The sequence below is a fragment of the Priestia taiwanensis genome (assembly GCF_014638355.1).
GTDB classification, from domain to species: domain Bacteria; phylum Bacillota; class Bacilli; order Bacillales; family Bacillaceae_G; genus Priestia_D; species Priestia_D taiwanensis.
This window is the reverse complement of the sequence record NZ_BMFK01000001.1, coordinates 1,501,423-1,527,526: the sequence shown is the minus strand read 5'-3', so window position 1 is coordinate 1,527,526 and position 26,104 is coordinate 1,501,423. Positions and strand designations below refer to the sequence as shown.

The 26,104-nt window shown below is 37.8% G+C and carries 31 protein-coding genes; 25 read left to right on the top strand and 6 right to left on the bottom strand.

Annotated elements, in window-relative coordinates; all coding sequences use genetic code 11:
* Nucleotides 1-95: 95 nt before the first annotated feature.
* Both IEV41_RS07870 and IEV41_RS07865 read left to right on the top strand, forming a co-directional pair.
* Nucleotides 96-884 (top strand): dGTP triphosphohydrolase, encoded by a 789-nt coding sequence (locus tag IEV41_RS07870; protein WP_188387841.1) that lies wholly within the window; start codon nucleotides 96-98, stop codon nucleotides 882-884.
* Nucleotides 881-2,188 (top strand): glycosyltransferase family 2 protein, encoded by a 1,308-nt coding sequence (locus IEV41_RS07865; protein WP_188387840.1) that lies wholly within the window; start codon nucleotides 881-883, stop codon nucleotides 2,186-2,188. Before IEV41_RS07870 ends, IEV41_RS07865 begins: the two co-directional genes overlap by 4 nt.
* A gap of 25 nt (nucleotides 2,189-2,213) precedes the next feature.
* On the opposite strand, the gene IEV41_RS07860 is transcribed toward IEV41_RS07865, so the two are convergent.
* The gene (locus IEV41_RS07860) at nucleotides 2,214-3,149 is read right to left on the bottom strand and encodes a COX15/CtaA family protein (protein WP_188387839.1); all 936 of its coding nucleotides are present in this window, start codon (nucleotides 3,147-3,149) and stop codon (nucleotides 2,214-2,216) included.
* A 522-nt stretch (nucleotides 3,150-3,671) separates the two neighbouring features.
* Here IEV41_RS07860 and cyoE point away from each other — a divergent pair.
* The 9 genes from cyoE (at nucleotide 3,672) to IEV41_RS07815 (ending at nucleotide 11,237) form a co-directional block, all read left to right on the top strand.
* On the top strand, nucleotides 3,672-4,544 hold the full coding sequence (cyoE, locus tag IEV41_RS07855; RefSeq protein ID WP_373284204.1) for a heme o synthase: 873 nt from the start codon (nucleotides 3,672-3,674) through the stop codon (nucleotides 4,542-4,544).
* Nucleotides 4,545-4,652: 108 nt separating this feature from the next.
* Nucleotides 4,653-5,690, top strand: coding sequence for a cytochrome c oxidase subunit II (gene coxB / locus IEV41_RS07850; protein ID WP_188387838.1), 1,038 nt, complete (start codon nucleotides 4,653-4,655; stop codon nucleotides 5,688-5,690).
* Between the two features lie 36 nt (nucleotides 5,691-5,726).
* A complete protein-coding gene (gene ctaD / locus IEV41_RS07845) occupies nucleotides 5,727-7,595 on the top strand; it encodes a cytochrome c oxidase subunit I (protein ID WP_205181467.1) in 1,869 nt (622 codons plus the stop codon).
* Nucleotides 7,595-8,224: a cytochrome (ubi)quinol oxidase subunit III gene (locus tag IEV41_RS07840; protein WP_188387837.1), complete on the top strand. Its 630-nt coding sequence runs from the start codon at nucleotides 7,595-7,597 to the stop codon at nucleotides 8,222-8,224. The genes ctaD and IEV41_RS07840 overlap by 1 nt, the downstream gene beginning before the upstream one ends.
* A 4-nt stretch (nucleotides 8,225-8,228) precedes the next feature.
* Nucleotides 8,229-8,552, top strand: a complete 324-nt coding sequence (ctaF, locus tag IEV41_RS07835; RefSeq protein WP_188387836.1) for a cytochrome c oxidase subunit IVB — start codon at nucleotides 8,229-8,231, stop codon at nucleotides 8,550-8,552.
* Between the two features lie 78 nt (nucleotides 8,553-8,630).
* Nucleotides 8,631-9,542, top strand: a complete 912-nt coding sequence (ctaG, locus tag IEV41_RS07830; protein WP_188387835.1) for a cytochrome c oxidase assembly factor CtaG — start codon at nucleotides 8,631-8,633, stop codon at nucleotides 9,540-9,542.
* 18 nt (nucleotides 9,543-9,560) lie between these two features.
* Nucleotides 9,561-10,022 (top strand): DUF420 domain-containing protein, encoded by a 462-nt coding sequence (locus IEV41_RS07825; RefSeq protein WP_188387834.1) that lies wholly within the window; start codon nucleotides 9,561-9,563, stop codon nucleotides 10,020-10,022.
* A 262-nt stretch (nucleotides 10,023-10,284) separates the two neighbouring features.
* A complete protein-coding gene (locus IEV41_RS07820; protein WP_188387833.1) occupies nucleotides 10,285-10,758 on the top strand; it encodes a GNAT family N-acetyltransferase in 474 nt (157 codons plus the stop codon).
* Between the two features lie 83 nt (nucleotides 10,759-10,841).
* The gene (locus IEV41_RS07815) at nucleotides 10,842-11,237 is read left to right on the top strand and encodes an Asp23/Gls24 family envelope stress response protein (protein WP_188387832.1); all 396 of its coding nucleotides are present in this window, start codon (nucleotides 10,842-10,844) and stop codon (nucleotides 11,235-11,237) included.
* A gap of 49 nt (nucleotides 11,238-11,286) precedes the next feature.
* Here the strand turns inward: IEV41_RS07815 and IEV41_RS07810 are convergent, their stop codons facing one another.
* The gene (locus IEV41_RS07810) at nucleotides 11,287-11,640 is read right to left on the bottom strand and encodes a YugN family protein (RefSeq protein ID WP_188387831.1); all 354 of its coding nucleotides are present in this window, start codon (nucleotides 11,638-11,640) and stop codon (nucleotides 11,287-11,289) included.
* A 184-nt stretch (nucleotides 11,641-11,824) separates the two neighbouring features.
* Here IEV41_RS07810 and IEV41_RS07805 point away from each other — a divergent pair, with 184 nt between their 5' ends.
* From IEV41_RS07805 to IEV41_RS07780, 6 genes are all read left to right on the top strand, one after another.
* Nucleotides 11,825-12,865 (top strand): CAP domain-containing protein, encoded by a 1,041-nt coding sequence (locus tag IEV41_RS07805; RefSeq protein WP_188387830.1) that lies wholly within the window; start codon nucleotides 11,825-11,827, stop codon nucleotides 12,863-12,865.
* Nucleotides 12,866-12,941: 76 nt separating this feature from the next.
* Nucleotides 12,942-13,349, top strand: coding sequence for a YlbD family protein (gene ylbD, locus IEV41_RS07800; RefSeq protein WP_188387829.1), 408 nt, complete (start codon nucleotides 12,942-12,944; stop codon nucleotides 13,347-13,349).
* Between the two features lie 38 nt (nucleotides 13,350-13,387).
* On the top strand, nucleotides 13,388-13,630 hold the full coding sequence (locus IEV41_RS07795) for a YlbE-like family protein (RefSeq protein WP_188387828.1): 243 nt from the start codon (nucleotides 13,388-13,390) through the stop codon (nucleotides 13,628-13,630).
* Between the two features lie 260 nt (nucleotides 13,631-13,890).
* Nucleotides 13,891-14,472 carry a histidine phosphatase family protein gene (locus IEV41_RS07790; protein WP_188387827.1) on the top strand — a complete coding sequence of 194 codons (582 nt, stop codon included), beginning with the start codon at nucleotides 13,891-13,893 and terminating at the stop codon, nucleotides 14,470-14,472.
* A gap of 85 nt (nucleotides 14,473-14,557) precedes the next feature.
* Entirely contained in the window at nucleotides 14,558-15,007 is a 450-nt protein-coding gene (locus IEV41_RS07785; RefSeq protein WP_188388724.1) for a YlbF/YmcA family competence regulator, read from the top strand.
* Between the two features lie 131 nt (nucleotides 15,008-15,138).
* The gene (locus IEV41_RS07780; RefSeq protein ID WP_188387826.1) at nucleotides 15,139-15,414 is read left to right on the top strand and encodes a YlbG family protein; all 276 of its coding nucleotides are present in this window, start codon (nucleotides 15,139-15,141) and stop codon (nucleotides 15,412-15,414) included.
* A 42-nt stretch (nucleotides 15,415-15,456) separates the two neighbouring features.
* Here the strand turns inward: IEV41_RS07780 and IEV41_RS07775 are convergent, their stop codons facing one another.
* Nucleotides 15,457-16,614 carry a M20 family metallopeptidase gene (locus tag IEV41_RS07775; protein ID WP_188387825.1) on the bottom strand — a complete coding sequence of 386 codons (1,158 nt, stop codon included), beginning with the start codon at nucleotides 16,612-16,614 and terminating at the stop codon, nucleotides 15,457-15,459.
* Between the two features lie 216 nt (nucleotides 16,615-16,830).
* Here IEV41_RS07775 and IEV41_RS07770 point away from each other — a divergent pair, with 216 nt between their 5' ends.
* Nucleotides 16,831-17,973: a VanZ family protein gene (locus IEV41_RS07770; RefSeq protein WP_188387824.1), complete on the top strand. Its 1,143-nt coding sequence runs from the start codon at nucleotides 16,831-16,833 to the stop codon at nucleotides 17,971-17,973.
* A 169-nt stretch (nucleotides 17,974-18,142) separates the two neighbouring features.
* On the opposite strand, the gene IEV41_RS07765 is transcribed toward IEV41_RS07770, so the two are convergent.
* On the bottom strand, nucleotides 18,143-18,532 hold the full coding sequence (locus IEV41_RS07765; RefSeq protein ID WP_188387823.1) for a DUF7147 family protein: 390 nt from the start codon (nucleotides 18,530-18,532) through the stop codon (nucleotides 18,143-18,145).
* Nucleotides 18,533-18,881: 349 nt separating this feature from the next.
* Here IEV41_RS07765 and rsmD point away from each other — a divergent pair, with 349 nt between their 5' ends.
* Both rsmD and coaD read left to right on the top strand, forming a co-directional pair.
* A complete protein-coding gene (gene rsmD / locus IEV41_RS07760) occupies nucleotides 18,882-19,448 on the top strand; it encodes a 16S rRNA (guanine(966)-N(2))-methyltransferase RsmD (RefSeq protein WP_188387822.1) in 567 nt (188 codons plus the stop codon).
* Between the two features lie 2 nt (nucleotides 19,449-19,450).
* Nucleotides 19,451-19,939: a pantetheine-phosphate adenylyltransferase gene (gene coaD / locus IEV41_RS07755; RefSeq protein ID WP_188387821.1), complete on the top strand. Its 489-nt coding sequence runs from the start codon at nucleotides 19,451-19,453 to the stop codon at nucleotides 19,937-19,939.
* Nucleotides 19,940-19,982: 43 nt separating this feature from the next.
* On the opposite strand, the gene spoVV is transcribed toward coaD, so the two are convergent.
* Nucleotides 19,983-21,203, bottom strand: a complete 1,221-nt coding sequence (gene spoVV, locus IEV41_RS07750) for a dipicolinic acid transporter SpoVV (protein ID WP_188387820.1) — start codon at nucleotides 21,201-21,203, stop codon at nucleotides 19,983-19,985.
* A gap of 92 nt (nucleotides 21,204-21,295) precedes the next feature.
* On the opposite strand from spoVV, the gene IEV41_RS07745 reads away from it, so the two are divergent.
* Nucleotides 21,296-22,087: a patatin-like phospholipase family protein gene (locus IEV41_RS07745; protein ID WP_188387819.1), complete on the top strand. Its 792-nt coding sequence runs from the start codon at nucleotides 21,296-21,298 to the stop codon at nucleotides 22,085-22,087.
* Between the two features lies 1 nt (nucleotide 22,088).
* The gene (locus tag IEV41_RS07740) at nucleotides 22,089-23,111 is read left to right on the top strand and encodes a SepM family pheromone-processing serine protease (protein ID WP_188387818.1); all 1,023 of its coding nucleotides are present in this window, start codon (nucleotides 22,089-22,091) and stop codon (nucleotides 23,109-23,111) included.
* A gap of 20 nt (nucleotides 23,112-23,131) precedes the next feature.
* Here IEV41_RS07740 and IEV41_RS07735 read toward each other — a convergent pair whose 3' ends face one another.
* On the bottom strand, nucleotides 23,132-24,367 hold the full coding sequence (locus tag IEV41_RS07735) for a nucleotidyltransferase (RefSeq protein ID WP_188387817.1): 1,236 nt from the start codon (nucleotides 24,365-24,367) through the stop codon (nucleotides 23,132-23,134).
* Nucleotides 24,368-24,504: 137 nt separating this feature from the next.
* Here IEV41_RS07735 and IEV41_RS07730 point away from each other — a divergent pair, with 137 nt between their 5' ends.
* The 3 genes from IEV41_RS07730 (at nucleotide 24,505) to IEV41_RS07720 (ending at nucleotide 26,074) form a co-directional block, all read left to right on the top strand.
* The gene (locus IEV41_RS07730; protein WP_188387816.1) at nucleotides 24,505-25,020 is read left to right on the top strand and encodes a YceD family protein; all 516 of its coding nucleotides are present in this window, start codon (nucleotides 24,505-24,507) and stop codon (nucleotides 25,018-25,020) included.
* Nucleotides 25,021-25,083: 63 nt separating this feature from the next.
* Nucleotides 25,084-25,257: a 50S ribosomal protein L32 gene (rpmF, locus tag IEV41_RS07725; protein ID WP_188387815.1), complete on the top strand. Its 174-nt coding sequence runs from the start codon at nucleotides 25,084-25,086 to the stop codon at nucleotides 25,255-25,257.
* A gap of 253 nt (nucleotides 25,258-25,510) precedes the next feature.
* The gene (locus tag IEV41_RS07720) at nucleotides 25,511-26,074 is read left to right on the top strand and encodes an RsfA family transcriptional regulator (RefSeq protein ID WP_188387814.1); all 564 of its coding nucleotides are present in this window, start codon (nucleotides 25,511-25,513) and stop codon (nucleotides 26,072-26,074) included.
* Nucleotides 26,075-26,104: the final 30 nt, after the last annotated feature.

Sequence of the window (26,104 nt, the reverse complement as noted above, 5' to 3'; positions counted from 1 at the left end):
AATAAGTAAATAGACTTCAATGGTTAAAATTGAAAGATAATGAAAGATAATGAAGAGTAAGTCCTTACATAGGTAAGGAGAGAAAGAGGGATGAGATGAATCTTAAACAGAAGATGACCTGGACGTGGATTTTGCAGATTGGTTTATTTATTAGTTTGGCTATTGTATTAGAGCCAATGAGCTTTTTTTATGCTTCAATTGTGTATTTTTGTTTATATATGCTATTTATGTTTGTTTCGAATCGAGTAGCATTTGTTATCTTCATTACGGGTAGTTTATTACTTGCTTTTTATTTTTTAGCGAAGGCTTTTATAGATGATTGGTCGACAAATATACAGTTTGAGATGTTATCTTTTCATTTTCTTGTGGCAATGAATGGCTTTGTTATTTATATGTCAGCGTACTATTTCAAGAAAATTACTAAAGAAAATGAGCGTTTAACTGGAAAAGTAAACGAGCTTGAACGATATTTCATGGATACTGAATTGTTAACAAAGCAAGAATTTCAGCAACGTGCAGAGCTAGTTATTACATCAATGAGACGCCGTAATGAACAAGGTTACCTTTTGAGGTTAAATGTTGGACGTCTAGGTGATTTTATCCGTGATAGTGCGATGTTAACCTTAGCAGATATTTCGCTACATACTGTACGTGGACAATATGATTTAGTGGGGAAATGGGATAATAATACGTTAGTCATTTTGTTACAGAATACAAATGAAGAAGGATTAGAGATAGTATTAAATAGATGGAGAGAGAATGCGGAAGAGTATTTAGAGGAAGATATGCTAAAGCACATTCGTTTTGAATATACAGAACAAAGCAACATACGTATGGATATTGAACCGATTCTTCCGCAAGCAGAGAAGAAGGTGTTCATGTGAGAACGATATGGTTAGTTATTCTCTTTGTATTATTTTGTATTGGAATTTATTTTGTTGGTGTAAATACAGCTCTACATACCTTCTTATTAATTAGTTCTTTTCTATTTATTTTAATGTTGTTATATTATTCGCTTTTAACAGTGAACGGATTGTATTTCCGTGCAAAGAAGAAAAAACGTCAGCCGCTTGATGTGTACCCGAGTGTTGATATTTTCATTCCGGCTCATAATGAAGGAGTTGTTATTCAACATACATTAGCCGCGATGGTAAAGCTTAAATATCCAGGGAAGTTAACGATATATTTACTAAATGACAATTCACAAGATAATACAGGCGAAATCGCTGAGATGTTCGCCAGTATGTATAAAAATGTGAAGCACATTAAAGTACCTCCAGGGGAACCACGTGGTAAATCACGGGTATTAAACTATGCATTTTCTATTTCGGACGGTGATTATTTCTGCGTATATGATGCAGATAATCAACCGGAAGAGCATGCATTAACAATGCTTGTAGAAGAGGCGGAGCAAGTGAAAGATGCGGCAGGAGCAGTTGGTTATGTACGTACAGTTAATGAAGAACAAAATTGGCTTACGCGAATGATTTCATTGGAGTTTCAAGTATTTCAGCTATCGATGCAATCAGGAAGGTGGTTGTTATTTAAGACTGGATCACTCACAGGTACGAATATGTTACTCCGTCGAAGTGTATTAGAAGAGGTTGGAGGATATGATCCATATGCAATTGCAGAGGATGCGGAATTAACACTTCGTATTACACAAAAAGGGTTGTATCTCCCGATTGTTCCAGAGTCTATTACGTGGGAGCAAGAACCTGAATCACTAAAAGTACTCATTAAACAACGTACAAGATGGTTACAAGGAAATCTCTATATTTTAGAGAAAATATGTAGTGATATACGGACGTTTTTTAAAGGAAAGATGGCTGTTCATTCTCTTCAGCAAGTACTAGTATATATGATATTTTGGGCGTTTCTTGTTATTTCGCACGTATGGTTTATCGCAGGGCTCTTCGGTTTCCTACAGATTTCACATACATTGCCACTCCTGTTTATGTGGTATGTTGCATATTTCGTCTATACGGCTCAATTATTCAGTGCACAAATGATTGAACGGACGACCACGCCGCTCAATGTGTTTATTGCGTTCATTATGTACTTTACATATGCACAGCTATTTACGTATTTATTCGTGCGAAGCCTAATCTTGTATGTGCGAGCAAAAAGAAAAAATCAAACAATTGGTTGGGATAAGACGACACGTTTTTCACAAAAAAAGCCTTAGAACATATCGTTCTAAGGCTTACTCGTTATGCTGATTTGTTTGGTGATACGGCGTCTTTCTTTGTTGACTTGCTTCTTGTCGACAACATGATGAAGTACGAAAGAAGGGCAAATAGGCAAGAAATAAATAGTGCATGAAGTAGAGCGATAAATAAATTAATGTTTGTAAATACACTTAGTATTCCTGTTGTTGCTTGTAGTGTAATAAGAGTGAATGCGATAATCCAGCCCCAATACATGACACGTTGTGTTTTGTAATGACGTACTGCATGAATTGTTGCGATTGCAATCCAGATAAATAGAAGGATTGCAACGGTACGGTGACTCATTTGTACCCATTCTTGAATTTGTGTCGGAAGACCTATGTTCTTATTTGAGCAAAACGGGAAGTCTGGACAAGCCATACTAGCATTCTTATGTCGCACAAGAGCACCTGTATATACGACGAAGTATGTATAAATAGAAATACCATATATGTGGAACTTCATCATTTTGCCAATCTTAAGCGATTGGGCATCAAATTTCTTATCAATTTCAAATAAGAGTAGCATTAAAAGTACGACGGATGTAAAGGAAATTAGGGATACTCCGAAGTGAAGTGCCAGTACGAAGGATGATTGTCCCCATATAACAGCGGCAGCTCCAAATAATGCTTGTGCAAACAGGAAGAAGAAGGATATGGCCGCAAGCGCCTTCACTTCACGAACATGACCGAATTTACGCCAGCATAAGTAAGCTAATACTGTTACAAGAATAGATGCAAGACCAGCGACAACACGATGACTTAATTCGATAATTGTTTCAACAGGTATATCCTCAGGAATAAGTTGGCCATGACATAGTGGCCATGATCTACCGCAACCATCTCCTGAATCGGTTTTTGTTACTAATGCTCCCCCAAGCAAGACAAACAACAGAACAAGTGTTGTTGCCACAGATAAAATTTTTAAAGAACGTTGCAATTTCTCCACCCATTTCTATAGAAAATAAATTTTTATACGATAACACTAAATTATTACGTATAGAACGCTAATACTTTGTTCATGCTACTCTATCATATATAAAAACTTTGAAAATATCAAAGAATAGGAGGTCGAAATATAGCAAAGAAAAGCATATTACTAGACAGAGGAGAGTTTTTTATAGTAAAAATGAAAAAGGAGTGCTCTCGAGTATGAACATTCCTTTTATAATCAAGGCTTAAAAAGTGCGATAATCTACAAAATGTTTTATTATTATAAGTAAGAAGGTTCACGCTAGTTAGTGTATTTGAAGTTTTTTTACAAATGTAACAAAAAATTCACTTTTGTGTCACACTTTCTACATATTTTATGTTTTAATAAATGGTGGAAGGTAGTATACATCTAGCTTAATATTACTATATTCATATTACTAAAATGTTTATGGGATGAGCAGTTTTGGGAGAATTGAGAGAGAAAGGGGACAGAGTGTTGAGCGGGATGACTGGTCAATTAGAAGAACGTATGCCACAAACATCATTGTGGAAAGACATTTTTGCTACTACGAAAATCGGCATTGTTAATTCGAATGCATTGACAACGTTTACAGGTTTTTGGCTAGCGCTATTTTATAACGGTATAGCGCCTTCAACGTCAATTAGTACGTTAGTGCTTACATTAGTAGGTTCTTCTCTAATCATTGCTGGTTCATGTGCTATTAATAACTATATTGATAGAGACATTGATCATTTGATGGAGAGAACGAGATTTAGGCCATCTGTAACGGGGAAATTTAAACCTAACACAGTATTAACAATGGGATTTGTATTATTATTAGTGGGGATGTTGTTACTGGCACAAACGACATTAGTAGCGACGCTTATCGGGGGGATAGGGGCGTTTACATATATCGTATTGTACTCACTATGGACAAAGAGACACTATACAATTAACACAGTTGTAGGTAGTGTATCAGGTGCAGTTCCTCCGCTAATTGGATGGGCAGCGGTTGATCCTGACTTACATATTGTTGCTTGGTTGTTATTTTTTATTATGTTTATTTGGCAACCGCCTCATTTCTTAGCACTTGCGATGAAGCGTTGCGAAGAATATAGAGCAGCAGGAATTCCAATGCTTCCAGTTATACATGGATTTGCAATGACGAAGCGTCAAATTATGGTTTGGATTCTTTGTTTATTACCACTACCATTCTATTTATCTTCATTAGGAGTTACGTTTGTAGTTATTGGAACTCTCCTAAACATCGGGTGGTTAGTTTTAGGTTTATATGGTTACAAGAAGGAAGATGATATTAAGTGGTCGGTGAAGATGTTTGTGTATTCACTAAACTATTTAACGATTCTCTTCATTTCGATGATTGTTGTGACATTGTTCTAAACAAGCGTTATTTGTAACAAAAAAGAGGGGGAATTTTCACAATCGGGATTACTTTATTTCACATAAAGATTAATCTAATCAACAAAGAAAGCGGGGTTGGATTTATTTATGAAACATTGGCGACTGGTTTCGCTTGTTTTCTTCATAGCACTATTCTTAGGAGGGTGTGGGGAGAAATCTCAATCAACATTACTTCCACAAGGTGAAGTAGCGAAAATGCAATATGACTTGCTTATGTTAAGTACGTGGATCATGGTAGGGGTAGTTGCAGTTGTAACAATTATTTTCCTTTACGTAGTGGTGAAATTCCGCCGTAAAAAAGGTCAAGAAGATGTGATTCCTGAACAAGTAGAAGGAAATCATAAACTAGAAATTATTTGGACAGTTATTCCAATTATCTTGTTAATTATCTTGGCAGTTCCAACAGTACGAGACACGTTTACATTAGCTGACACAAGACCAATCGATGGTGAAGAAATTCCAGAAGATACAGTAGTTGTTAGCGCTGTAGCAAAGTTATACTGGTGGGAATTTGAGTATCAAACTCCAGATGGAAAGAATGTTGTAACAGCGCAAGACCTAGTCATTCCAACTGGTGAGAGAGTGTACATTAAGTTAAAAGGCGGAGATATTAAGCACTCATTCTGGGTTCCATCATTAGCAGGTAAAATGGATACGAATACAGATAATGAGAACAAAATGTATCTTCAAGCTGATAATGTAGGTACATATCGAGGTTTCTGTGCGGAGTTCTGCGGACCGTCACACGCATTAATGCAGTTCCAGGTTAAAGCAGTAGAACCAGCTGAATTTGATCAATGGTTCGAAAAAATGAAAACAACGAAGAGTGTAGCAACGACAGACCTTGCGAAACAAGGGGAAGAAATCTTCAACAAGAGCTGTATTGGATGTCACGCAGTTGATGCAAACGGACCAGCAACTGGTGTTGCTCCTAACTTATCAAATTTTGGAGATCGTGATAAAGTTGCGGGTATTCTAGATAATACACATGATAACGTGGAAAAATGGCTGAAAGATCCAGATTCAATTAAACCAGGTAATAAAATGTCTGGTACGTATGGTGATTTATCAGATCATGAAATTAACGCGTTAGCAGAGTATTTAAAAGGCTTAAAACTGGAGTAATGGGGAAATGTACAAACCTTAAGGGGAGGTAGAATTGTGAGCTCTTATGCACAAAAAAGAGGAGTCGGAGCAGTGATCTGGGATTACCTCACTACTGTCGACCACAAGAAAATAGCAATTTTATATTTAATTGCTGGTGGATTGTTCTTTTTAATTGGTGGCTTAGAAGCGATGTTCATTCGTATTCAGCTAGCAGTTCCAGAGAATACGTTTTTAATTGGGGAAATGTATAACCAAGTATTAACGATGCACGGAACGACAATGATCTTCCTTGCGGCGATGCCGTTGGTATTCGCAGTAATGAATGCAGTAGTTCCATTGCAAATTGGAGCGCGTGACGTAGCGTTTCCATTCTTGAATTCATTAGGTTTTTGGTTATTCTTATTCGGGGGATTACTACTGAATTTAAGTTGGTTCTTAGGCGGTGCACCTGATGCAGGTTGGACTTCATATGCATCATTATCACTTGCATCTGAAACACACGGTATTGATTTCTATGTACTAGGTCTGCAAATCTCAGGTGCCGGTACACTTATTGGGGGTATCAACTTCCTTGTAACGATTATTAACATGCGTGCACCAGGTATGACGTACATGCGTATGCCACTGTTTACATGGACAACATTCGTTACATCAGCGTTAATTTTATTCGCATTCCCTCCATTAACAGTTGGATTATTCTTAATGATGTTTGATCGTCTATTTGGAGCAAACTTCTTTGATCCAGCTCTTGGTGGTAATACGATTATTTGGGAGCATTTATTCTGGATCTTCGGTCATCCAGAAGTATATATTTTAATTTTACCGGCATTCGGTATATTCTCAGAAATTATTACAACATTTAGTAAGAAGCGTCTATTCGGTTATTCGTCAATGGTATTTGCGACAGTATTAATCGGATTCTTAGGATTCATGGTATGGGCTCACCATATGTTCACAGTTGGTTTAGGCCCAGTAGCAAACGCGATTTTCGCAGTTGCAACAATGGCGATTGCGGTACCAACAGGTATCAAAATCTTTAACTGGCTCTTAACGATGTGGGGCGGAAGTATTAAATTTACAACACCTATGCTTTGGGCAACGGCTTTCATTCCGTCGTTCGTAATGGGTGGAGTAACTGGTATTATGCAGGCAGCAGCACCAGCTGACTACCAGTTACATGATAGCTACTTCATCGTAGCTCACTTCCACTACGTAATTGTTGGTGGAGTAGTATTTGGTCTATTTGCAGGTGCAACATTCTGGTGGCCAAAAATGTTTGGTAAAATGTTAGATGAAACGTTAGGGAAGATTACATTCTGGTTATTCTTCATTGGTTTCCACTTAACATTCTTTATTCAGCATTTCTTAGGTTTAATGGGTATGCCGCGTCGTTACTTCACATACCTAGAAGGTCAAGGATTAGAAACTGGAAACATGATTAGTTCAGTCGGAGCTATCTTCATGGCTGTAGCGGTTGTTGTTCTATTAATTAACGTTGTGAAAACAACAGTTAGTGGCAAGCGTGTTGGAAACGATCCATGGGTTGACGGTCGTACGCTAGAATGGGGTATTCCATCTCCAGCGCCAGAATACAACTTTAAGCAATTACCATTTGTACGTGGTTACGATGCGCTGTGGGTAGAGAAGATGGAAGGTCGTAACGGACTAACACCAGCAGAACCTGTTGGCGATATCCACATGCCAAATGCGACAATTATGCCATTTGTTATTTCTTTAGGTTTATTCATTGCATCATTCGGCTTCATGTATATGGAGGCTGGTGCAAACAAGTTCTGGGTTGTTGTAGCGGTTGTAGGTATGGCAATTACATTAGGTACAATGTTCTTACGTTCAGTAATTGATGATCATGGTTATCATATTCATAAAGAAGATTTAGAAGATGATAAGGGGGTTGGAGCATAATGCATGCAGATGTAAATGAAAGATTAACAGCTGAAACGATTCCGGCGCATCCGGAAACGGCAACCCTTGAAGGTAAAAATAAGTTTCTAGGTTTCTGGCTTTTCTTAGGTGCGGAAACAGTATTATTCGCATCGTTATTTGGAACGTATCTGGCTCTTCGTGATGCTACAGCAGGTGGACCAACGTCACAAGAGATGTTTGGTTTAGAGCTTGTTTTTGCAGCAACAATGCTTCTATTAACAAGTAGTTTAACGAGTGTGTACGCAATGTACCATATGAAGAATGGTAATTTCAAAGGAATGCAAATTTGGTTAGGTATTACAGTTCTTCTTGGTTTAGCGTTCTTAGTGTTAGAGATTTATGAGTTTTATCATTATGTAACAGCATTTGGTTTTGGATTTAAGACGAGTGCATATAGTTCGGCCTTCTATACATTAGTAGGATGTCACGGACTTCACGTAACATTCGGTTTAGGTTGGATTATTACATTAATGATTCGCAATGCAAAGCGTGGACTTACACTTTACAATGCACCTAAATTTTATGTAGCTAGTCTTTACTGGCATTTCATTGACGTAGTATGGGTGTTTATTTTCACTGTAGTATACTTAATGGGAATGGTGGGATAAACAGATGGCAACAGAAAATTCACATGTAGAGTTAACGTATCGTCGAAAGAAAAGCAAAGAGGAAATGAAGCATCAAGTTATTACCTTTGCGACTATGATTTTCTTAACGTTAGTAGCATTCGCTGCAGTAATGTTTCAAGACAAGTTAAATCCGATTTTTGTCGTACCATTTATCCTTGTGTTAGCATCGATACAAGTAGTATTCCAATTATATTATTTCATGCATATGAAGCATAAAGGACATGATACAATTGCATTCTTCTTGTACTCAGGATTAATTATTGGGTTCATCACGATTTTAGCGTTTGTAACAATTATATGGATTTAATGTTAGGGGGAGTGGTTGGTATCCAATCACTCTCTTTTTCTTATTTTGTGGAGTAAACTCCTAAGAGGAGGAATTAGCATGTTAGATATGTTATCGATGTTTGGGTTTGAAGCGTTATGGAGCCCATATTTTCTAATGTTAATGATTTTTGTATTAATTGCGTATTACTTAGTAATTACGTTGTTTCGAGAGAATTTCAAAAATAGTTCAAAAGTGAGCATAAAGCAACAGCTCCTCTTCGTTTCTGGTATTGTGTTGTTGTATGTCATAAAGGGGGGACCTGTCGATTTACTAGGACATCTTCTATTTAGTGCACATATGACACAAATGGCATTACTGTTCTTAGCTGTTCCGCCGCTCTTAATGCTTGGATTACCAGAGTGGTTCCTGCGATGGTTGGTCTCCTTTAAAACAGTCCATTACACACTTGTATTCTTCGGGAAGCCGTTAATCGCGTTATTTGTATTTAACGGATTGTTCTCTTTTTACCATCTTCCACTTATTTTTGATACGGTGAAAACAGATGCTTTGTATCATGGAATAGCAATGGGGATTTTGTTCTTTACATCTATTATGATGTGGTGGCCAATTGTAAGCCCATTTGAAGACAAGTACAAAATTTCACCGGTAAAGAAAATTGGTTATATTTTTGCGAATGGCGTTCTTATTACACCGGCGTGTGCGCTTATTATTTTTGCTAGTGCGCCGTTATATGCGACATTCACTGATTCAAAAGCGTGGGCAGATGCCTTGCAGCTATGTGTTCCGCTTGATGTATTGCAAACATTAGATTTAGCAGGTCCGTATTTCTTTGATTGGATGCCTCCACTTGAAGATCAACAATTAGGCGGCGTTGTCATGAAGATTATTCAAGAGATCGTATATGGTACAACAATTGGATACGTGTTCTTTGGATGGGTGCGTAGAGAGAAAGTAAGAGAGAAAGAACAAGTACTTCCTCCATATGTAGCACAAAATGAGTCCATTTAATGAAGGGAAGAGAGAAAGATGAATATTGAAATATTACCAACGATTAGCACGACTTTCATCGTATTAAGTGCGATTACAGTTGCAATCGGTTGGGTTCAAATTGCACAGCGCAAAATAGAAGCGCATAAGAAAACAATGATGTTAGCCGCAGTATTTGCGATAATATTCTTCACAATTTATATGTCACGTACTGTTTTCATTGGAAATACAAGTTTCGGGGGACCAGATGAGTTGAAAATCTATTACACGATTTTCCTTATTTTCCATGTGACATTAGCAACAACAGGAGCTGTTCTTGGTCTTCTAACACTATATACCGGATACCAGGACAAGTTAAAGATTCATCGTAAATTAGGACCTGTTACAAGTATCGTTTGGTTTGGTACAGCAATTACAGGTGTTGCTGTATATGTATTGTTATACGTATTATACAAAGGTGGAGAAACAACATCGTTAATTAAAGCGATATTAGGAACATAATAGTTCAAGAGAAAGAGACAATTTTAGTGAAAGCTAAAGTTGTCTCTTTTGTGTTCTTCACTAAAAAGACGGGGAATTTAACATTGCACTTCGAGTGGATGCTTTCCTCGCTTTTTCCGGAGGAGCTGTTACTCTTCGTTTCGTGTATGAAAGATTTATTCTCCTTAAAACCAATTATATGTTATGATAAAAGACTTCTTTTTACTAACGATAAACCGTTTGGGAAAGATATATTTTTGTTAGAATTGGAGGTGCACGTTAGATGCAAATAATGAAGTTTCATGTTTCAGACAGTGAAGAGGTTCTTTCTTTGTTCTATGATACTGTTCATATTGTAAATGCTAATGATTATTCAAAAGAACAGTTAGATGTGTGGGCGCCTATTTCAGAAAAGGATAATAAAATGGATATTTGGGGTACTTCTTTAACGCAAAATATTACATATGTAGCTAAAAAAGATGGGAGAATTGTCGGGTTCGGTGATTTAACATCCTCTGGTTATTTGGACCGCCTGTATGTTCATAAAGACTATCAGCGTCAAGGTATTGCATCCGCGTTAATTCATAAATTGGAGCGTGAAGCAAAGCGGCTTCACTTGCCTGAAGTTCATACGCATGCAAGCATTACAGCAAAGCTGTTCTTTTTATCTAAAGGATATACAATAGTTTGTGAGCAAACGGTTCATCGACAAGGTATTGCATTAATAAACTATAAAATGAGGAAACAGTTCGTATAAGAATAGAGACAATCCTTAATGAAGTGCAAATTATACTACATGAACCATTTTGTTCATATAATGTGCTATAAGGAGGGGATGGAATGTCATTTAAAAGCATGCTTACGTACGGGACGCTTACGATTGAAAATGTGACAATCTCCGATATTATTGTAGCGATTATGGATGATTTCAAATCTGATATGAGATTACTCTCAAAAGTACAACATTATATTGTTCCATCGCAAAGTAGGCGTGGAGTGAAAAGTGGAGTTGTATTGAAAAAGGAAAAAGAAGGAATGGTCATTAATCTGTATATTTGTTTATTTTCCTATAAATCAATCTTATCATTGTGCGAGCGTGTGCAAGCAAGGGTAACGAGAGAGATAGAATGGTTGACAGGTATTACTGTAAATAAAGTAAATGTATACGTGGAGAAAATGTTGCTGAAACAAGCACAACCATTATGGACGGAGAATGTGGGGTTGTATGTGGATTAATCGATAAAAAAGAGTACCTTTCAAGAAGTGGATAGGTACTCTTTCTTTACTATTTAGGCATTGCTACTAAATGTTCTTTTACTTTCTTTAAAATGCCTTCGCATTTTGACACGATGTTCTCTGGAAACTCTTCATCATATTCCACACCGTGTGGATAGTAGTGTTTTCCAAGGATTGGTTTCATTAATTGGATTACTGCATAACGTCCACCGATATCACCTTCAACAGCCACACCTTGAACACGTAAGTAGTATACATCTTTTAATACTTCAATTTTGTAATCGTATGTAAGGCGCTCATAATCCCAGCCACCAGCACGAACGAAACCGTTTTCTTCCATAATATCATCTAATAACGATAATTCGCGTACTTCTTCTTCTAACCCTGTATGTTCAAATCTCATGAAACATATCCCCCTTTGTGTTTCATTACATCATAATTACATGATAATTATATATGAAAACGACAGAATACAAAAGAAAAATACATTTTTATGGACGAGAAGGCAGAATATTTAGTGTTGTGTTGGCAATATTGAAAGATATATGATGAAACAAGGGAATAATGGGTAGAAAGGAGAGATGAAAGTGAGAGCTTTATTAAAGCTATGTATCGTAATTGGGGTTATTTTCGTAGGGTATTATTATGGGCCAAGCATTATGTCACGTTTGTCTGAAGAAATCGATAAAGCTGAGCAAAAGCAAGTACAGCCAGAGAAGCCAGTTGTTGAGAATGAAGAGATGAAGCGGGCAGATGCAAGTACATTACATACAGCAATTGGACTTACGAAAGAAGAGGTAATCCAGCAGTTTGGTCAACCTTCTGCTACGTATCCGTCTGCATATGAGTATGAGTGGTGGACTTACCAAGGGAACGAGTATTACATACAACTAGGTTTACTGGGAAATAAAGTTGTAACGGGCTATGCACTAGGGAATCATGCTCGTATGGCACCATTTGCGAGCGGAAAAACGTACGAAGAGTTAAATGCCATGTATTCATTCCAGAAGAAGGTACAGTTTTCTCATCGTGGGAATAAGTATGGTGTAGAATTAACGGATGCTGATGTGATAGAACGACCAATTATCGAAAAAGATGGCGTGTGGATTCAATTATATATTGATCGTCCTACGGGGAAATTATCAAGTGTTCGGTATATGGATGCCGAAACCTTCATTAAAATGCGTTCATATGCATTTACGTATACAGGTAAATTACCAACACCAAAAACATTGTCGGCGGAAGAACAGAAACGAGTAGATGATGGGGATGCGAAACAAATTTTGGACGTGACAAATATGATTCGCAAACGCCATCAATTAAGTGTTTTGAAATGGAATGACAAAGCATCTCATGTTGCCTATTTACATAGTAAAGACATGAAAGATAATACATTCTTTGCGCATGAATCACCAACTACTGGTGAACTGAAAGACAGGTTGCAACGTGGAAATGTATCCTATCGTTCGGCAGGAGAGAATATTGCTTACAATTATACAGATGGTATTGCAGCGGTCGAAGCGTGGATGAATAGTGAAGGTCACCGGAAAAATATGGTGCAACCTGCATTCAAAAGCTTAGGGGTTGGTGTTGATCAAAAATATTATACGCAAAACTTCATTCAGTAAAGATATAGAAATTGGGCGCACACTTTTCTTGTCCATCCCTTAAACTGTAGTAGGCATACTATGGGGAGGTGGAAGGATGTGTGCGAAAAGGAAAGACCTTCATCCATCTGTGCAGGCATTTAAAGAATTTGTTCGGAAACATCCACAGCTCATTGTAGACGTACGAGAAGGTAGAAGAACGTGGCAAACATTATATGAAGAGTGGTATTTGATTGGCGATGATGACTTAGCTTGGGCAAAGTTCAGTAGTAGGGACGAGGAAGAGGCAGAGAAAGAGGCAAAAGAGGAGAACAAAACACTCGGACAAATTATGTCGTTCTTTCAAAACTTAGATATGGATCAAGTGCAAGGGCAGTTGAACAACTTTAATCATATGCTAGGTAATTTACAGCAACTAGTTGGTATTTTCACCGGTTCTTCACCTACAAATAATGAGACGAAAAAAGCAGCAAAGCCAAATCCATTCTCGTTTCAAAAAGATTAGGGAGTAGACGGAGTTATAGATAAGAAGGAGGCCATAGCATGAGGCGAGAGGTCTATGAGTTCCTTCAATCACGAGAAGATTTACAGAAATTTATTCGAGAACAGCCCATTTGGTATCGAAAGCTCACTCGAAATCCAACAGATTTAGAAGCGTTCGAATTAGCTATGCTGCATCATTATAAGAAAACTATTCCAGATCGTGTAGAGAAATTTCAAAATCAAGTGCAAATGGCATCGTTGATGATTGATGTATTTCAAGTGATGAGGCAGGGACAATCATAAAGAATGCAAAATCCTGTTAAAAAGACGGGATTTTTCTTTTGTTATTTATATAAATGACAGTGGTTAAACACGGTAAATTTAATAGGGGGATAAAGATGAGAAGCAAAGTATTTCCCAAGGAAAGTTAGTCGGAGTATGTGATATGCGCAGGGAAACAATCAATACAATTGGAAAGCTGAGGTAGGTCAAAAGGTGGTTTTCGCAACCTATTGCTTCTGGTACAATGTAGTGTAGTAGATGAAGAAGAGGAGACGGGGATCATGACCGAAATTTGTTTAGTAAGACATGGACAAACAGATTGGAATTTTCAAGAGATTATTCAAGGGCACGAAGATATTCCACTTAATGAAGTTGGGAAACAGCAAGCGAGACAAAGTGCCGAGTTTCTAAGTGAACAACAGTGGGATATCGTAATGAGTAGTCCACTAGGTCGTGCTTATGAAACAGCGAAAACGATTGCCGATGCAGTAGGAATAGACAAGATTATATTAGATGAGCGCTTCATTGAGCGAAACTTTGGAGAAGCATCTGGGAAGCCAATTCCAGACGTACGTCATCTGATTGCAGAAGGTACAGTTGAAGGCTTAGAAACAGAAGAAGAAATTGTAGCAAGGTGTTTCCAAGGATTACAAGATGTTGCGGCGACATATGCAGGGAAGCGTATTGTTCTTGTCGCACATTCACATGCGATTAAGGCAATCTTGCATGCAATTGCTCCGCAAGAAATTACATTCTCTACCCGACTTGCAAATGCAGGTGCTAACTTCATTCAACATGTAGATGGAGAGTGGGAAGTAGTAAGATATAACGTTGCCGAGCATATTCGTATTATGCAAGCATAGGCGTTAATTTATTGAATCAGAAAGCATAAGTATGTATTTCTCTTCAAGTGTGATAAGATAGTACAATGGAGGTGTGAGGATGACAATGTTTGCAACGTCAGAAACAGTTCAAATTATCGATGATGCAGAAAACCTCGCTCACATGATTATCTGTTCAGAGCTAGGAGAGCAATATCGCTATTTTTATCATATATTAAAGAATGACCGAGAAGCACAGCAAGTTATTTCAGAGTTTGTGAAGGCAAAGGATCAGTTTGAGGATGTCCAGCGCTTTGGCAAATATCATCCGGACTATGCTAAGATTCGTAAAGAAATGAGAGACCGTAAGCTTGTTCTTGATATGAATGAGAATATTACGAACTTCAAGAAGGTAGAGCGTGCACTTCAGAAGTTATTAGATGAAGTGAGTGTCATTATCGCTCATGAAGTATCGACATTCATTAAAGTGCCAACTGGTAATCCATTCTTTGAACAATCTTGTAGTAGTGGTGGTGGATGTGCGACAGGTGGATCTTGTGGGTGTAAAACCCGTTAAGAGGCTAGAGATACTAGCTTCTTTTTTCATGGATGATTAGATTTTCTTTAGGGAGAAAGAAGGAAAAATTGAAAGTATGCCTAAATATATGATATGCTAAAAAACAAGATAGATAGGCAGAGGAGAAAGGTATGTTCGGACAACGACAAGCAATTATCGTTTATTTGCATTCGCTGAAGCATGTCAAGCTTTTGCGCAAATTTGGCAATGTTCATTATACATCTAGGCGTTTAAAGTATGTTGTTCTGTATTGTAATATGGAAGATGTGGAAATGATGATGGAGAAGTTAAATAAGTTAAACTATGTGAAACGTGTTGATCCATCATATAAGCCCTTCTTAAAGACAGAATACGAGAATTCAAAGCCAGATCGTGCGAAAGAGTATGATTATAAAGTAGGCATTTAAAGAAAAAGGTATCTCTTCATAAGAGGAGATACCTTTTTTTTGTCAGTCTTGCTGTAATAGCTTAAAGACAGATTTGATAAATACATTTACGCCAATTGGAAGGGCGTCTTCATCAATGGAGAAGCGTGGATGATGGTGAGGGTATGTAATCCCAAGCTCTTTATTTCCTGCACCAACGAAGAAGAATGTTCCTTTTGCTTTTTGTAAGTAAGCAGAGAAGTCTTCACCGCCCATGCTAGGTTGTAAACGGGAGACTGCTTCTTCTCCGATTGTTTCCTTCGCACAAGCTTCGACGATAGCTGTCGTCGTTTCTTCATTAATAACAGGACGATATCCATATTCGTATGAGAATTCATATGTTGCGCCGTATGCAGATGTAATCGCTTGGATAATTTGTTCCATCCGTTTTTCTGTTGCTTGGCTCAACTCACGTGAGAATGTACGAACTGTACCGTTTAGATAAGCGTGGTCTGGAATAATATTATGTGCTGTACCAGCATGGAATTGTGTTACGGATAATACGACTTTGTCTAATGGATTTGTTTGGCGTGATACGATTTGTTGTAAGCTTGTAATAAGTTGTGCGCCAATTGCAATGCTATCCACTGTTTCGTGTGGAGCAGCAGCGTGACCGCCTTTTCCTTTAATTTTGATAGTAAATTCATCTGGAGAGGCCATTGCTGGTCCGTAAATAACGCCGACTTTACCAACTTCTAACGAAGACCATAAATGTGCTCCAATTACATAGTCTACACCGTCCATAACGCCAGCATTGACCATTTCCTCAGCACCGCCTGGGAATAATTCTTCTGCATGCTGGAAGAAGAAACGTACTTCACCGTCAATTTCATCGTGTCTTGTTGATAATGATTTTGCTACGCCTAATAACATCGACGTATGCCCATCGTGACCACAAGCGTGCATCACACCTTCGTTTTTTGAAATGAAATCAAATGTATTTTCTTCTTTAATTGGCAATGCATCAATATCTGCGCGAAGAGCAATCGTTTTGCCTGGACGATTGCCGATTAAACGTGCCATGACGCTATGTTTTGTTGGACGTGATACGTCTAAATGTGGGAATGTGCATAATGTATCATAAATATATTGCGACGTTTTCTCTTCGTGGAATGAAAGCTCTGGATTCATATGTAAATGACGTCGCCAAGAAACTAACTCTTCTTTTGATACTACTGTCATATAAGTTTCCACCTTTCTATCTTTAAAATAGTTGTTTCTTCCTCATTATAATATATCTGGTTGTTTAAAGGTTGAATTTTCTGATAAAAATAAACGGATAGTGAGATGAAATAAGGTGAAAATAGTGTAAGGTTGCGTAAGAAAAATGAATAGTTCTTTGTTAAGAAGGACTGTAAAATTAGTAAGTACTTAATATTTTTGTAAGTAGGTGATTAAATGGGGGCACATGCATACCCTATCAAAAAAGCGATTATTACGTTTCCTGTTATAGCGCTAGCATTACTCATTCCTTTTTTAATTTTTCAATATCGTAAATATGGATATATTAATAAATTGCGTTCTGTTATTTTGTACTCGTTGTTATTTTATTCCATTGTTGCGTTTTATTTAGTCATTTTACCATTACCAAAGGTGATTGATACATGTAGTATTCAACGAGCTGGGACTGTACATTATCAACTTCAACCGTTTACTTTTGTACAGCAAGTTTTTTTAGAAACAAACTTCTCTTGGAGTAACCCAGCGACATATTTAGGATTATTGAAAGAGCGAGCATTTTTACAAGCTGCATTTAATTCGATTTTGTTACTTCCTCTTGGGGTATATCTTCGTTATTATTTCGGAAGAGGTTTCATGCAAACAGTATTCATTACATTTCTTGCTTCATTATTTTTTGAAGTAACACAAGCGACGGCATTATATGGTACGTATACGTGTCCATATCGATTGTTTGATGTAGATGATCTTCTATTAAATACGTTTGGCGGAGCAGTTGGTTACTGGATTGCGCCAGTATTTACGTATTTCTTACCTGAAGCGAATCAACTAGACGCAAAAGTGAATTTAGCTACAAAGCCAGTTGGATATGTTCGCCGTCTTATTTCATTTTGGATTGATTGGGTATTTGTTGGTGTTATTACGCTCTTTATAGAAGCAATGTTCTTTGTAGAATCGATGACGATTATAGGAAATAGTTCGGCAATGATTGCATTAAGTGTGGCGATTTTCTTATACTTTATCGTTTTACCAACACGGACGGAAGGATATACATTCGGAAAATGGTTATTACGTGCGCGTATTCAAGGGAAGAACGGTAATATCACGTTCAAGGAACTACTTATTCGCTACGGATTACTCTATTATGGTGTAGGTGGGGTGAATTACGTGTTATCGAGCGGAATTTTATCCAATACAGGTGATAATCTTATTAAGATTGTATTAACTCTTGTATTTGTTTTAGGTCTTGGGCTGTTTGTTCTACACGTATTTCTTCATTTATTCAAACGTGATAAACGTTTATTCTATGAAAAGATAAGTGGAACGTATCAAGTCATTGCGGAGAAAAAAAGTGAAGAATAGTCAGAGGAAAATACCCGCTTATCTATTGATAAGCGGGTATTTTTGAAAAAAGAATAATATTTTATACATAGAACGAAGAGTGGTGACTCCTGCGGAAAAAGCGAGGAGGTTCACTCTCGCCCGTGGAAAGCGTCCACTTAGAGTGGATGTGTAGGACATTTAGAGTGATTTACTGTAACGGTGGAATTAAGTGATTCAATCGCAAAATACCAATTAAGTAAGCGTAATATAGTTCTTTCTCCGGGAAGATAGAAGATGGTTTCACTTCGAATGAAATAATGTTCTTATCTAACTCTTTTGCTAACTCTTCAAATAATGCAACACGTTGGCTCGTCCGATCTTCTAGTAACGCAATTCCTTCACGGCAAACATATAAAGGTTGGAATTTACCTGTTGTCGTTGGGTGCAAAATGATAACAAACGATGCTGTTTTTCTGCCGTTTTGTACCGTCTCTAATGATAATAAGTGAGCAAGGCGATGTTTGTTCGTACGTGCAAGTTCTAGTAATTCGTATAAATCAGAATAGCCTTCTCCTAGTTCGATAAAACGTTGAATCATGCTACAATCCCTCTCTTTTACAAAGTTTCTATCCTTACTGTATCATAAAATAGAAAAGAAAAGCATAAAAAAACCCTACCGTTTTACCGGTAGGGTCCTCCTTGTACTAGTATTCACTAGCAAGAAGGCAAAGGGAGAGGAGAAACCGGAGGAAGAACTTATGGGGAAACGTAAGTCTTCTCCGCGGTTGGCAACAACATCACCTCTGATGTTGTTACTCCTATCTTGTCCATTTTCGGTAAGTGTATACATAGCTCAAAATAAAAAGTTGGGAACGGTTTTGCTTTTTTCTGATTTATGGTAGGATAAGGATGATTTTTTAATTCAAGGTTAAAGGTAGTGAATACGAATGAGAGTAGTATCAGGAGAATGTAAAGGAAGACCATTAAAGGCAGTTCCAGGTGTATCCACTCGCCCAACGACAGATAAAGTAAAAGAGGCGATTTTTAATATTATTGGTCCGTATTATAATGGTGGACTAGCATTAGATTTATTCGGAGGAAGCGGTGGCTTAGGGCTTGAAGCGTTAAGTCGCGGCATGGATAAAGCGATTTTCGTTGACCGTGAAGGAAAAGCAATCGCAACGATTAAGAAAAATGTAGAAGCATGTCGCATGGAAGACCGAGTAGAAATTTATCGTAACGATGCAGAACGTGCGTTAAAAGCATTAATTAAACGAGAAGTATCATTTGATTTAATTTTATTAGATCCACCTTACAATAATCAAAAGATTATTAGCTTAATTAGTGTGATTGAGCAAAATGGGTTGTTGAAGGAAGACGGTACAATTATGACTGAGCATGCGGTTGAAGTGCAATTACCAGACGAAATTGGTAAGCTAAAGAAAGTAAGGTATGAAGATTATGGAATTACTGCTATTTCAATTTATGAATTTGCCTTAGAAGAGGAGGAATAGTCGTGGCAACAGTGGCGATTTGCTCAGGGAGCTTTGATCCAATCACGTTAGGACATGTAGATATTATTAAACGTGGTGCAAGAGTATTCGATGAGGTATATGTTGTTGTATTTAACAACTCTTCGAAAAATCCATTATTTACGGTAGAAGAGCGTGTAGCACTAATTCAAGAAGTAACGAAAGATATTCCGAATGTGAAAGTAGATTCACATAGTGGATTATTAGTCGATTATGCGCGTGAAAAGAAAGCAACAGCAATCTTACGTGGCTTACGCGCAGTATCTGATTTTGAATATGAGATGCAAATTGCAGCGATGAACCGTAAATTAGAAGAAAGCATCGATACATTTTTTGTGATGACAAATAATCAATACTCGTTTTTAAGTTCGAGTATCGTGAAGGAAGTGGCCAAGCACCATGGAAATGTATCAGAACTTGTGCCACCAGAGATAGAGAAAGCGTTGAAAGAGAAATTTGCAATGCGTGTATAATGTACATAGAGGAAGCCTGTTTTAGTATATGGAACAGGCTTCCTTACGTTTTTTTCGGAAGTACGTGGTTCCGAAGTAACATGATTGTATAAAGGAAGAGCATACTAATTGTAATAATTGGTCCATACGATAGGGTAGTATCGTATAAGGTAGCGAAGAATGGCGTGGAAGGCGAAGTAATAACAGGGAGCTCTTCGACTACAGGGATAAGTTGGTTCCAGTTCATATATAGTGGCTTCCAAAGCAAATATGTAAGTGAAGCAGCAAATACAGCTTGTAGAATGCGTGCGATGAAATATGGTTTGAAGCGAATATCTGTGTCCGCTAAAATACTTGCTACTTGCGCTTGTACAGATAGACCACCGAAACCGAGAATGAAGCTCGTAATAATTGCTTGTTGAAGCAATGGAGTATTTGTGGTAACGCTTGCTAGTTGACTCCCTAATGTAATTTCAAATATGCCAGATAAAAGTGGGAAAGCAAGTGCGGTTGAAAAAGAGAGAAGTTGTAATATATATTGGATCCAAAATGTAAAAAAAGGAATAATCCCAATTTGCGTTAACATTCTATTGAGTACGGAGAATAAGATAATAAAACCACCAATCATGAGTAGTGTGTGGACGGATGAAGTAACCGCATCGCCTAAAATTTTTCCCAGTGGTCTCGTTTCCTCGATACGTTTCGTATGTAAGATGTGAAAGGCCGTTCGAAGGGAGAAAGACGATTTCTGTTTCGGTATTTGTTCTTCTTTTCTCCCATGAAATCGCATGACAAGTCCAACGCACATATTACTCACATAATGGCTGGCAGCTAGTACGATTCCTAATTGTGCATTATGAAAGAATCCCACGCTAATAGCTCCAAATATAAAGAGTGGATTAGACGAGTTGGTGAATGAAACGAGACGTTCTGCCTCAACACGTGTTAATTGACTTTGTTTTCGTAAGGTTGCACTTAACTTTGCCCCGGAAGGAAATCCAGAAGCCATCCCCATTGCCCAGACGAATCCCCCAATTCCAGGGACGCGGAATAACGGACGCATGAGTGGTTCTAGTAGCACTCCGATAAAGCTAACGATACCGAAACTAATAAGTAATTCGGATAAAATGAAAAAAGGAAGTAATGACGGAAAGACAATCCCCCACCATATATGTAGTCCTCTGATCGATGATTCTAGTGTAGCCTGTGGATTTATGATAAGTGATAATGATAGAATAGTAATAATTGCTGTAAGAAGAAGTGTTAGTAATTTTGACTTATTCAACGCAATAGCCTCCTGAAAATGTGTTATGAATCTCGTCTATCTTAAGTATACGAGCATATAGTGCTTGTTTAGACCAAACAATAACAAAGAAGGTGAGAGGTTTGAGACCAAAGATTGGTTTGGCACTCGGTTCAGGAAGTGCGCGTGGTTTCGCTCATGCGGGAGTGTTGAAAGTATTAAAAGAAGAAAATATTCCAATCGATATGATTGCGGGAAGTAGTATAGGTGCATTAGCAGGTACATTGTATGGAGCTGGTAGTGATGTAGAGCGCTTATATCGTCTAGCGCAATTGTTCAAGCGAAAATATTATACTGATTTTATCGTGCCAAAGATGGGTCTTATTGCTGGCAATCGTATAAAAGAATTTATGAAATTGATGACGTTTGGGAAAACATTAGAAGAGTTAGATATCCCGGTAGCAGTTGTTGCGACAGATCTTTCGACAGGAGAGAAAGTTATTTTTACAGAAGGAGAAATTGCTTCGGCAGTTCGGGCCAGTATTTCAATTCCAGGGATTTTCGTTCCAGAGAAAATTGGTGATCGATTATTTGTCGACGGTGGCCTTGTCGAGCGTGTTCCAGTATCTGTAGCAAGAGGGCTAGGAGCGGATATTGTTATTGGTGTCGATGTGTCTGTTATTAAGCGGAATCAGCCAATTGTATCAATTTATGATGTTATTATGCAAAGTATTGATATTATGCAAAACGAAGGGTTCCGTCAGCATGAAATAGCATGTGATTGTATGATACGTCCGAAAGTAAATCAATTCAACGCGCGTACATTTACACAATTAGATGAGATTATTGAAGCTGGGGAAGTAGCAGCAAGAGAACATATAGAAGAGATTAAAGCATTAATTGCAAATTGGAAGGAGTCAAAGTAGGATGCGAAAACAGTCAACATGGATAAAGATATCATTACTTGTGCTCATCCTTGTGGCGGCAGGTACATTTATTACACTACCGTACTATGTTTCAACACCAGGTTCTGCACAAGAATTGAAGCCCTTTGTGAAAGTAGAAGGTGGCGATGAAGATGACGGAGAATTAATGCTTGTGACAATTTCGATGGGGAAAGCGAACGTATTCCGCTACCTTTCAACATTTATGAATAAATATCATCACCTTTATACAGAGGAAGAAGTTCTTGGGAAAGGTGGTTCTCATCAAGAATATAGTTTCCGTCAGTCTCATATGATGAAGACGTCTCAAAATGCAGCAATGGAAGTTGCTTATACGAAAGCTGGAAAAAAGGTAGAGTATGTACATAATGGTGCTCTCGTTTTTCATGTGATGGAAGATATGCCAGCATCAGATAAACTACAACTAGGGGATTATATCAAAAAAGTAGACGAGAAGGAAATGAAAACAGCACAGGCATTTATCGATTACGTTGGTCAGAAGAAAGCTGGAGATACGGTTACGATTACATATGAGCGAGAGGGAAAAGAAGACACGGTTGTATTAACGTTACAGACATTAAAAGATGATCCGAAGCGAGCTGGTATTGGTGTATCCATTGGAGATGACCGTACGTTACAAGTAGATCCGGCGATTAAGATTGATGCAAAAGAAATTGGTGGGCCATCAGCGGGATTAATGTTCACGTTAGAAATTTATAATCAATTAGTTCCAGAAGATATTACAAAAGGTCATCGTATTGCTGGGACAGGAACGATTAATGATAAAGGAGAGGTCGGACCAATTGGTGGTGCAGATCAGAAGGTACTAGCTGCCGAAGAGGCAGGAGCGACTGTATTTTTTGCGCCAGCAATGAAAATAGATGGTAAATCTAATTATGATGAAGCAGTAGCAGCAGCGAAAGATACAGGAGCGAAGATTGAAGTTGTACCTGTTCACACACTAGATGATGCACTGAACTATTTAGCTGGATTACAGGCAAAATAAAATAGAAAAAGCGTTCTTTTCTAATGAGAGAACGCTTTTTCTATTTCGTTATAACGGATTGGATGTAGTGTTAATTCGCGTTTTAACATGGCAGAACGTATCGGTTCTGGATGAATGCTTGTGTAGACTGCACTCGCTTTCTTATCCAACTCTAAGAGTGGATGGGAAAATGCTTTTGTGTTTGCGAGTAGTGGTAATTCAATTTTCTTTTTCATAAGAGAAAGGTATCGTTGTCCTTGTTGGTTCATTCCTAAAATACGTATATAAGGAACTAGTTTCTCTTGATGTGCTTGTGCCATTTGTTTTTTCGTTGTGTTTGTTAAGATATGTAAGCATAAGCGTTGTAATCTTGTCCATGTGTAACGTTTCGTTTTGATTGCTTCCATGAAGGAGGTAAAAGAAGATGCTTCTGTAATATGTGCAAGTAATCGATTTTCTAATCCCTCTTCAGCTTCATAAATAGAAGCTAATTCTTCTTTTGTTCTCGTTAGTAGTGCATATTTTAAGGAAGAAAAGTAGTGTTCCCAGTGGTGAATTATCCCATGGGAAGAAATGTATGAATCTAATAAGTTTGCTGTTGCAGTCGGAATAACTTGTTCAATAGATGAAAGAGAAAGATCGTTTGTTAGTAATGTCTTTCGTACGCTTGTTGCACTAGCGATGTTATGTTGGAACGTTTCGTCATGATAGTTCGAACCGTGACGTTGAATTGTTCGAGGCACAATAGAACTCTGTTGTTGCCTAATAGCTTCTATGTAGTGCATACCTAGAATGTTATTTGGGAGTGATACGTCGACTCCATTTGTGGAAAGTTGTTCCAAGGCAAAAGATAGCGCCGTTGGATAACTAATTCCTTCTTTCATTTTTGCTTTAATTATTTGTTGTAAGGTATGTTGGTGCGTTGCTTTCTTTTCTAATAATGTATGAAATTCTTCGATGCTACCACTTTCACTTCCGAAACAAATATCTTGGACAAACAGGGCGTGCAATAATGAAATGGCACCGTTCGCAAATACGTCTGCTTGTTGGGTGGCAAATGCATATGGGAGTTCAATAACAAGATCGACTCCGGCAGCTAAGGCCATCTTCGTTCGCTCTTCTTTCGGAAGTAGTGCAGGCTCACCGCGTTGTAAGAAGTTTCCGCTCATGACCGCAACAACAACGTCTGCGCCTGTTAATTTTCGTGTTTCATGTAAATGATACAAATGTCCATTATGAAATGGGTTATATTCAACAATAATTCCTGTAGCTTGCACGACAAATCTCCTTTTTTTTTTAGAAATAACGTGTTATATTGGATGTATTGCAAAATAATTATACTGTAAAGAAAAAATATTGACAAACAGAACTGACAAAGCTATAATTTTCTTTGTTGCCTTAAGGGGTGATATACATGAAATGGTCAATCCATCAATTACAAAAATTAAAACACAAGGGATTAACGTTGGATGAAACAATTGATATGGCAGGTTTGAAAGAGATTAATAAAGAAATTATTAGTGTCTCACCTGTACATGTACAAGCACGAGTTGATTTCAGCTCTTCACAAATTGTTTTCCATCTACACGTAACGGGATCATTGGTATTACCGTGTTCACGTACGTTAGTAGAAGTTACACTTCCGTTTGATATTCAAACAACTGAAACATTCTTATTGGATGAAGATTGGTTAGATGGCGATGGAGACTTCCATGCGCTTGAAGGAGATACCCTTGATTTACTTCCAATTTTGGAAGAGAACATACTTGTAGAGATTCCGATGCAAGTCTTCGCTGAAGATGTAGCGGAGGATGCGCCAAGCGCGCCAAGTAAAGGTCAAGATTGGCAAGTAATCGAAGAAGTGGAGAAGACGGAGAAAGTTGATCCACGTCTAGCAGGTCTTGCGAAATTCTTTGACAAAAAGGATTAATGCGAAGTATCCGGCTTATCCGGCCTTCATATGAAACTACACTCTTTTAAGGAGGTGTTAATAATGGCTGTACCATTTAGAAGAACTTCTAAAACTGCAAAAAGAAAACGTCGTACTCACTTCAAGCTTTCTGTACCAGGCATGGTAGCTTGCCCTAACTGTGGAGAAATGAAACTTTCTCACCGTGTATGTAAAGAATGCGGTACTTACAAAGGCAAAGAAGTAGTAAGCAACTAATAAAAAAGAAAGTAGCATCGCTACTTTCTTTTTTTTTGTGTTTTTTTAGATATAGGTGTATGAAAAATAGGAGGAAAGTGTCGATTGATTCACGTTTTACTTTCTGAAAATGTTGCTTCTATCGTTCTTTTTCCATGCATATGTTTGTAGAGAAGTAAACTAGTGTTTTGTGAATACCAATCTGTGATAGTAGATACCAATTTGTTTAACAAATGTTTAGCGTTAGCGCTTTTCTATTAGAGGAGGGATAGAATTGGCAACAACACGTCAAGATGCATGGACGGAAGATGAAGATTTATTGTTGGCCGAAGTTGTATTAAGGCATATTAGAGAAGGGGGAACGCAGCTTTCAGCATTTAAAGAGGTAGGACGTAATCTTTCACGTACAGCCGCGGCTTGTGGATTTAGATGGAATTCATATGTTAGAAAATTGCATAAAGCGAATATCGAGGAAGCGAAGCAACACCGGAAAGAAATTGGGCAGAAGATGGAATATGTACCGAAGCAATTAACTAGGCAAGAGGAACAGAGCAGTATACAACAAGGTGGCTCGCGTGAAAGTGTTTTAGAGCATGCGATAGAGATATTACAGTCTGTTAGAAGAGGAGAATACGGACAGCAACAATTTCAGCACTTGCAAGAAGAGAACGAGAGGTTGCGTCAAGAGAAAGATGAATTAACAGACAGGTTAATGAAGTTGGAAGAGGAGTATGTTGCTTTCTTTGAGTACGTAGATAAGAAGCGGAATGTGATGTCTTATGATGTAGGTGTGCGTACTTCGAGGAACAAAGGTGCACTAGAAAAAGTAGAGAAGTAAGGTAGCTACTTCATGTAGCTATCTTTTTTT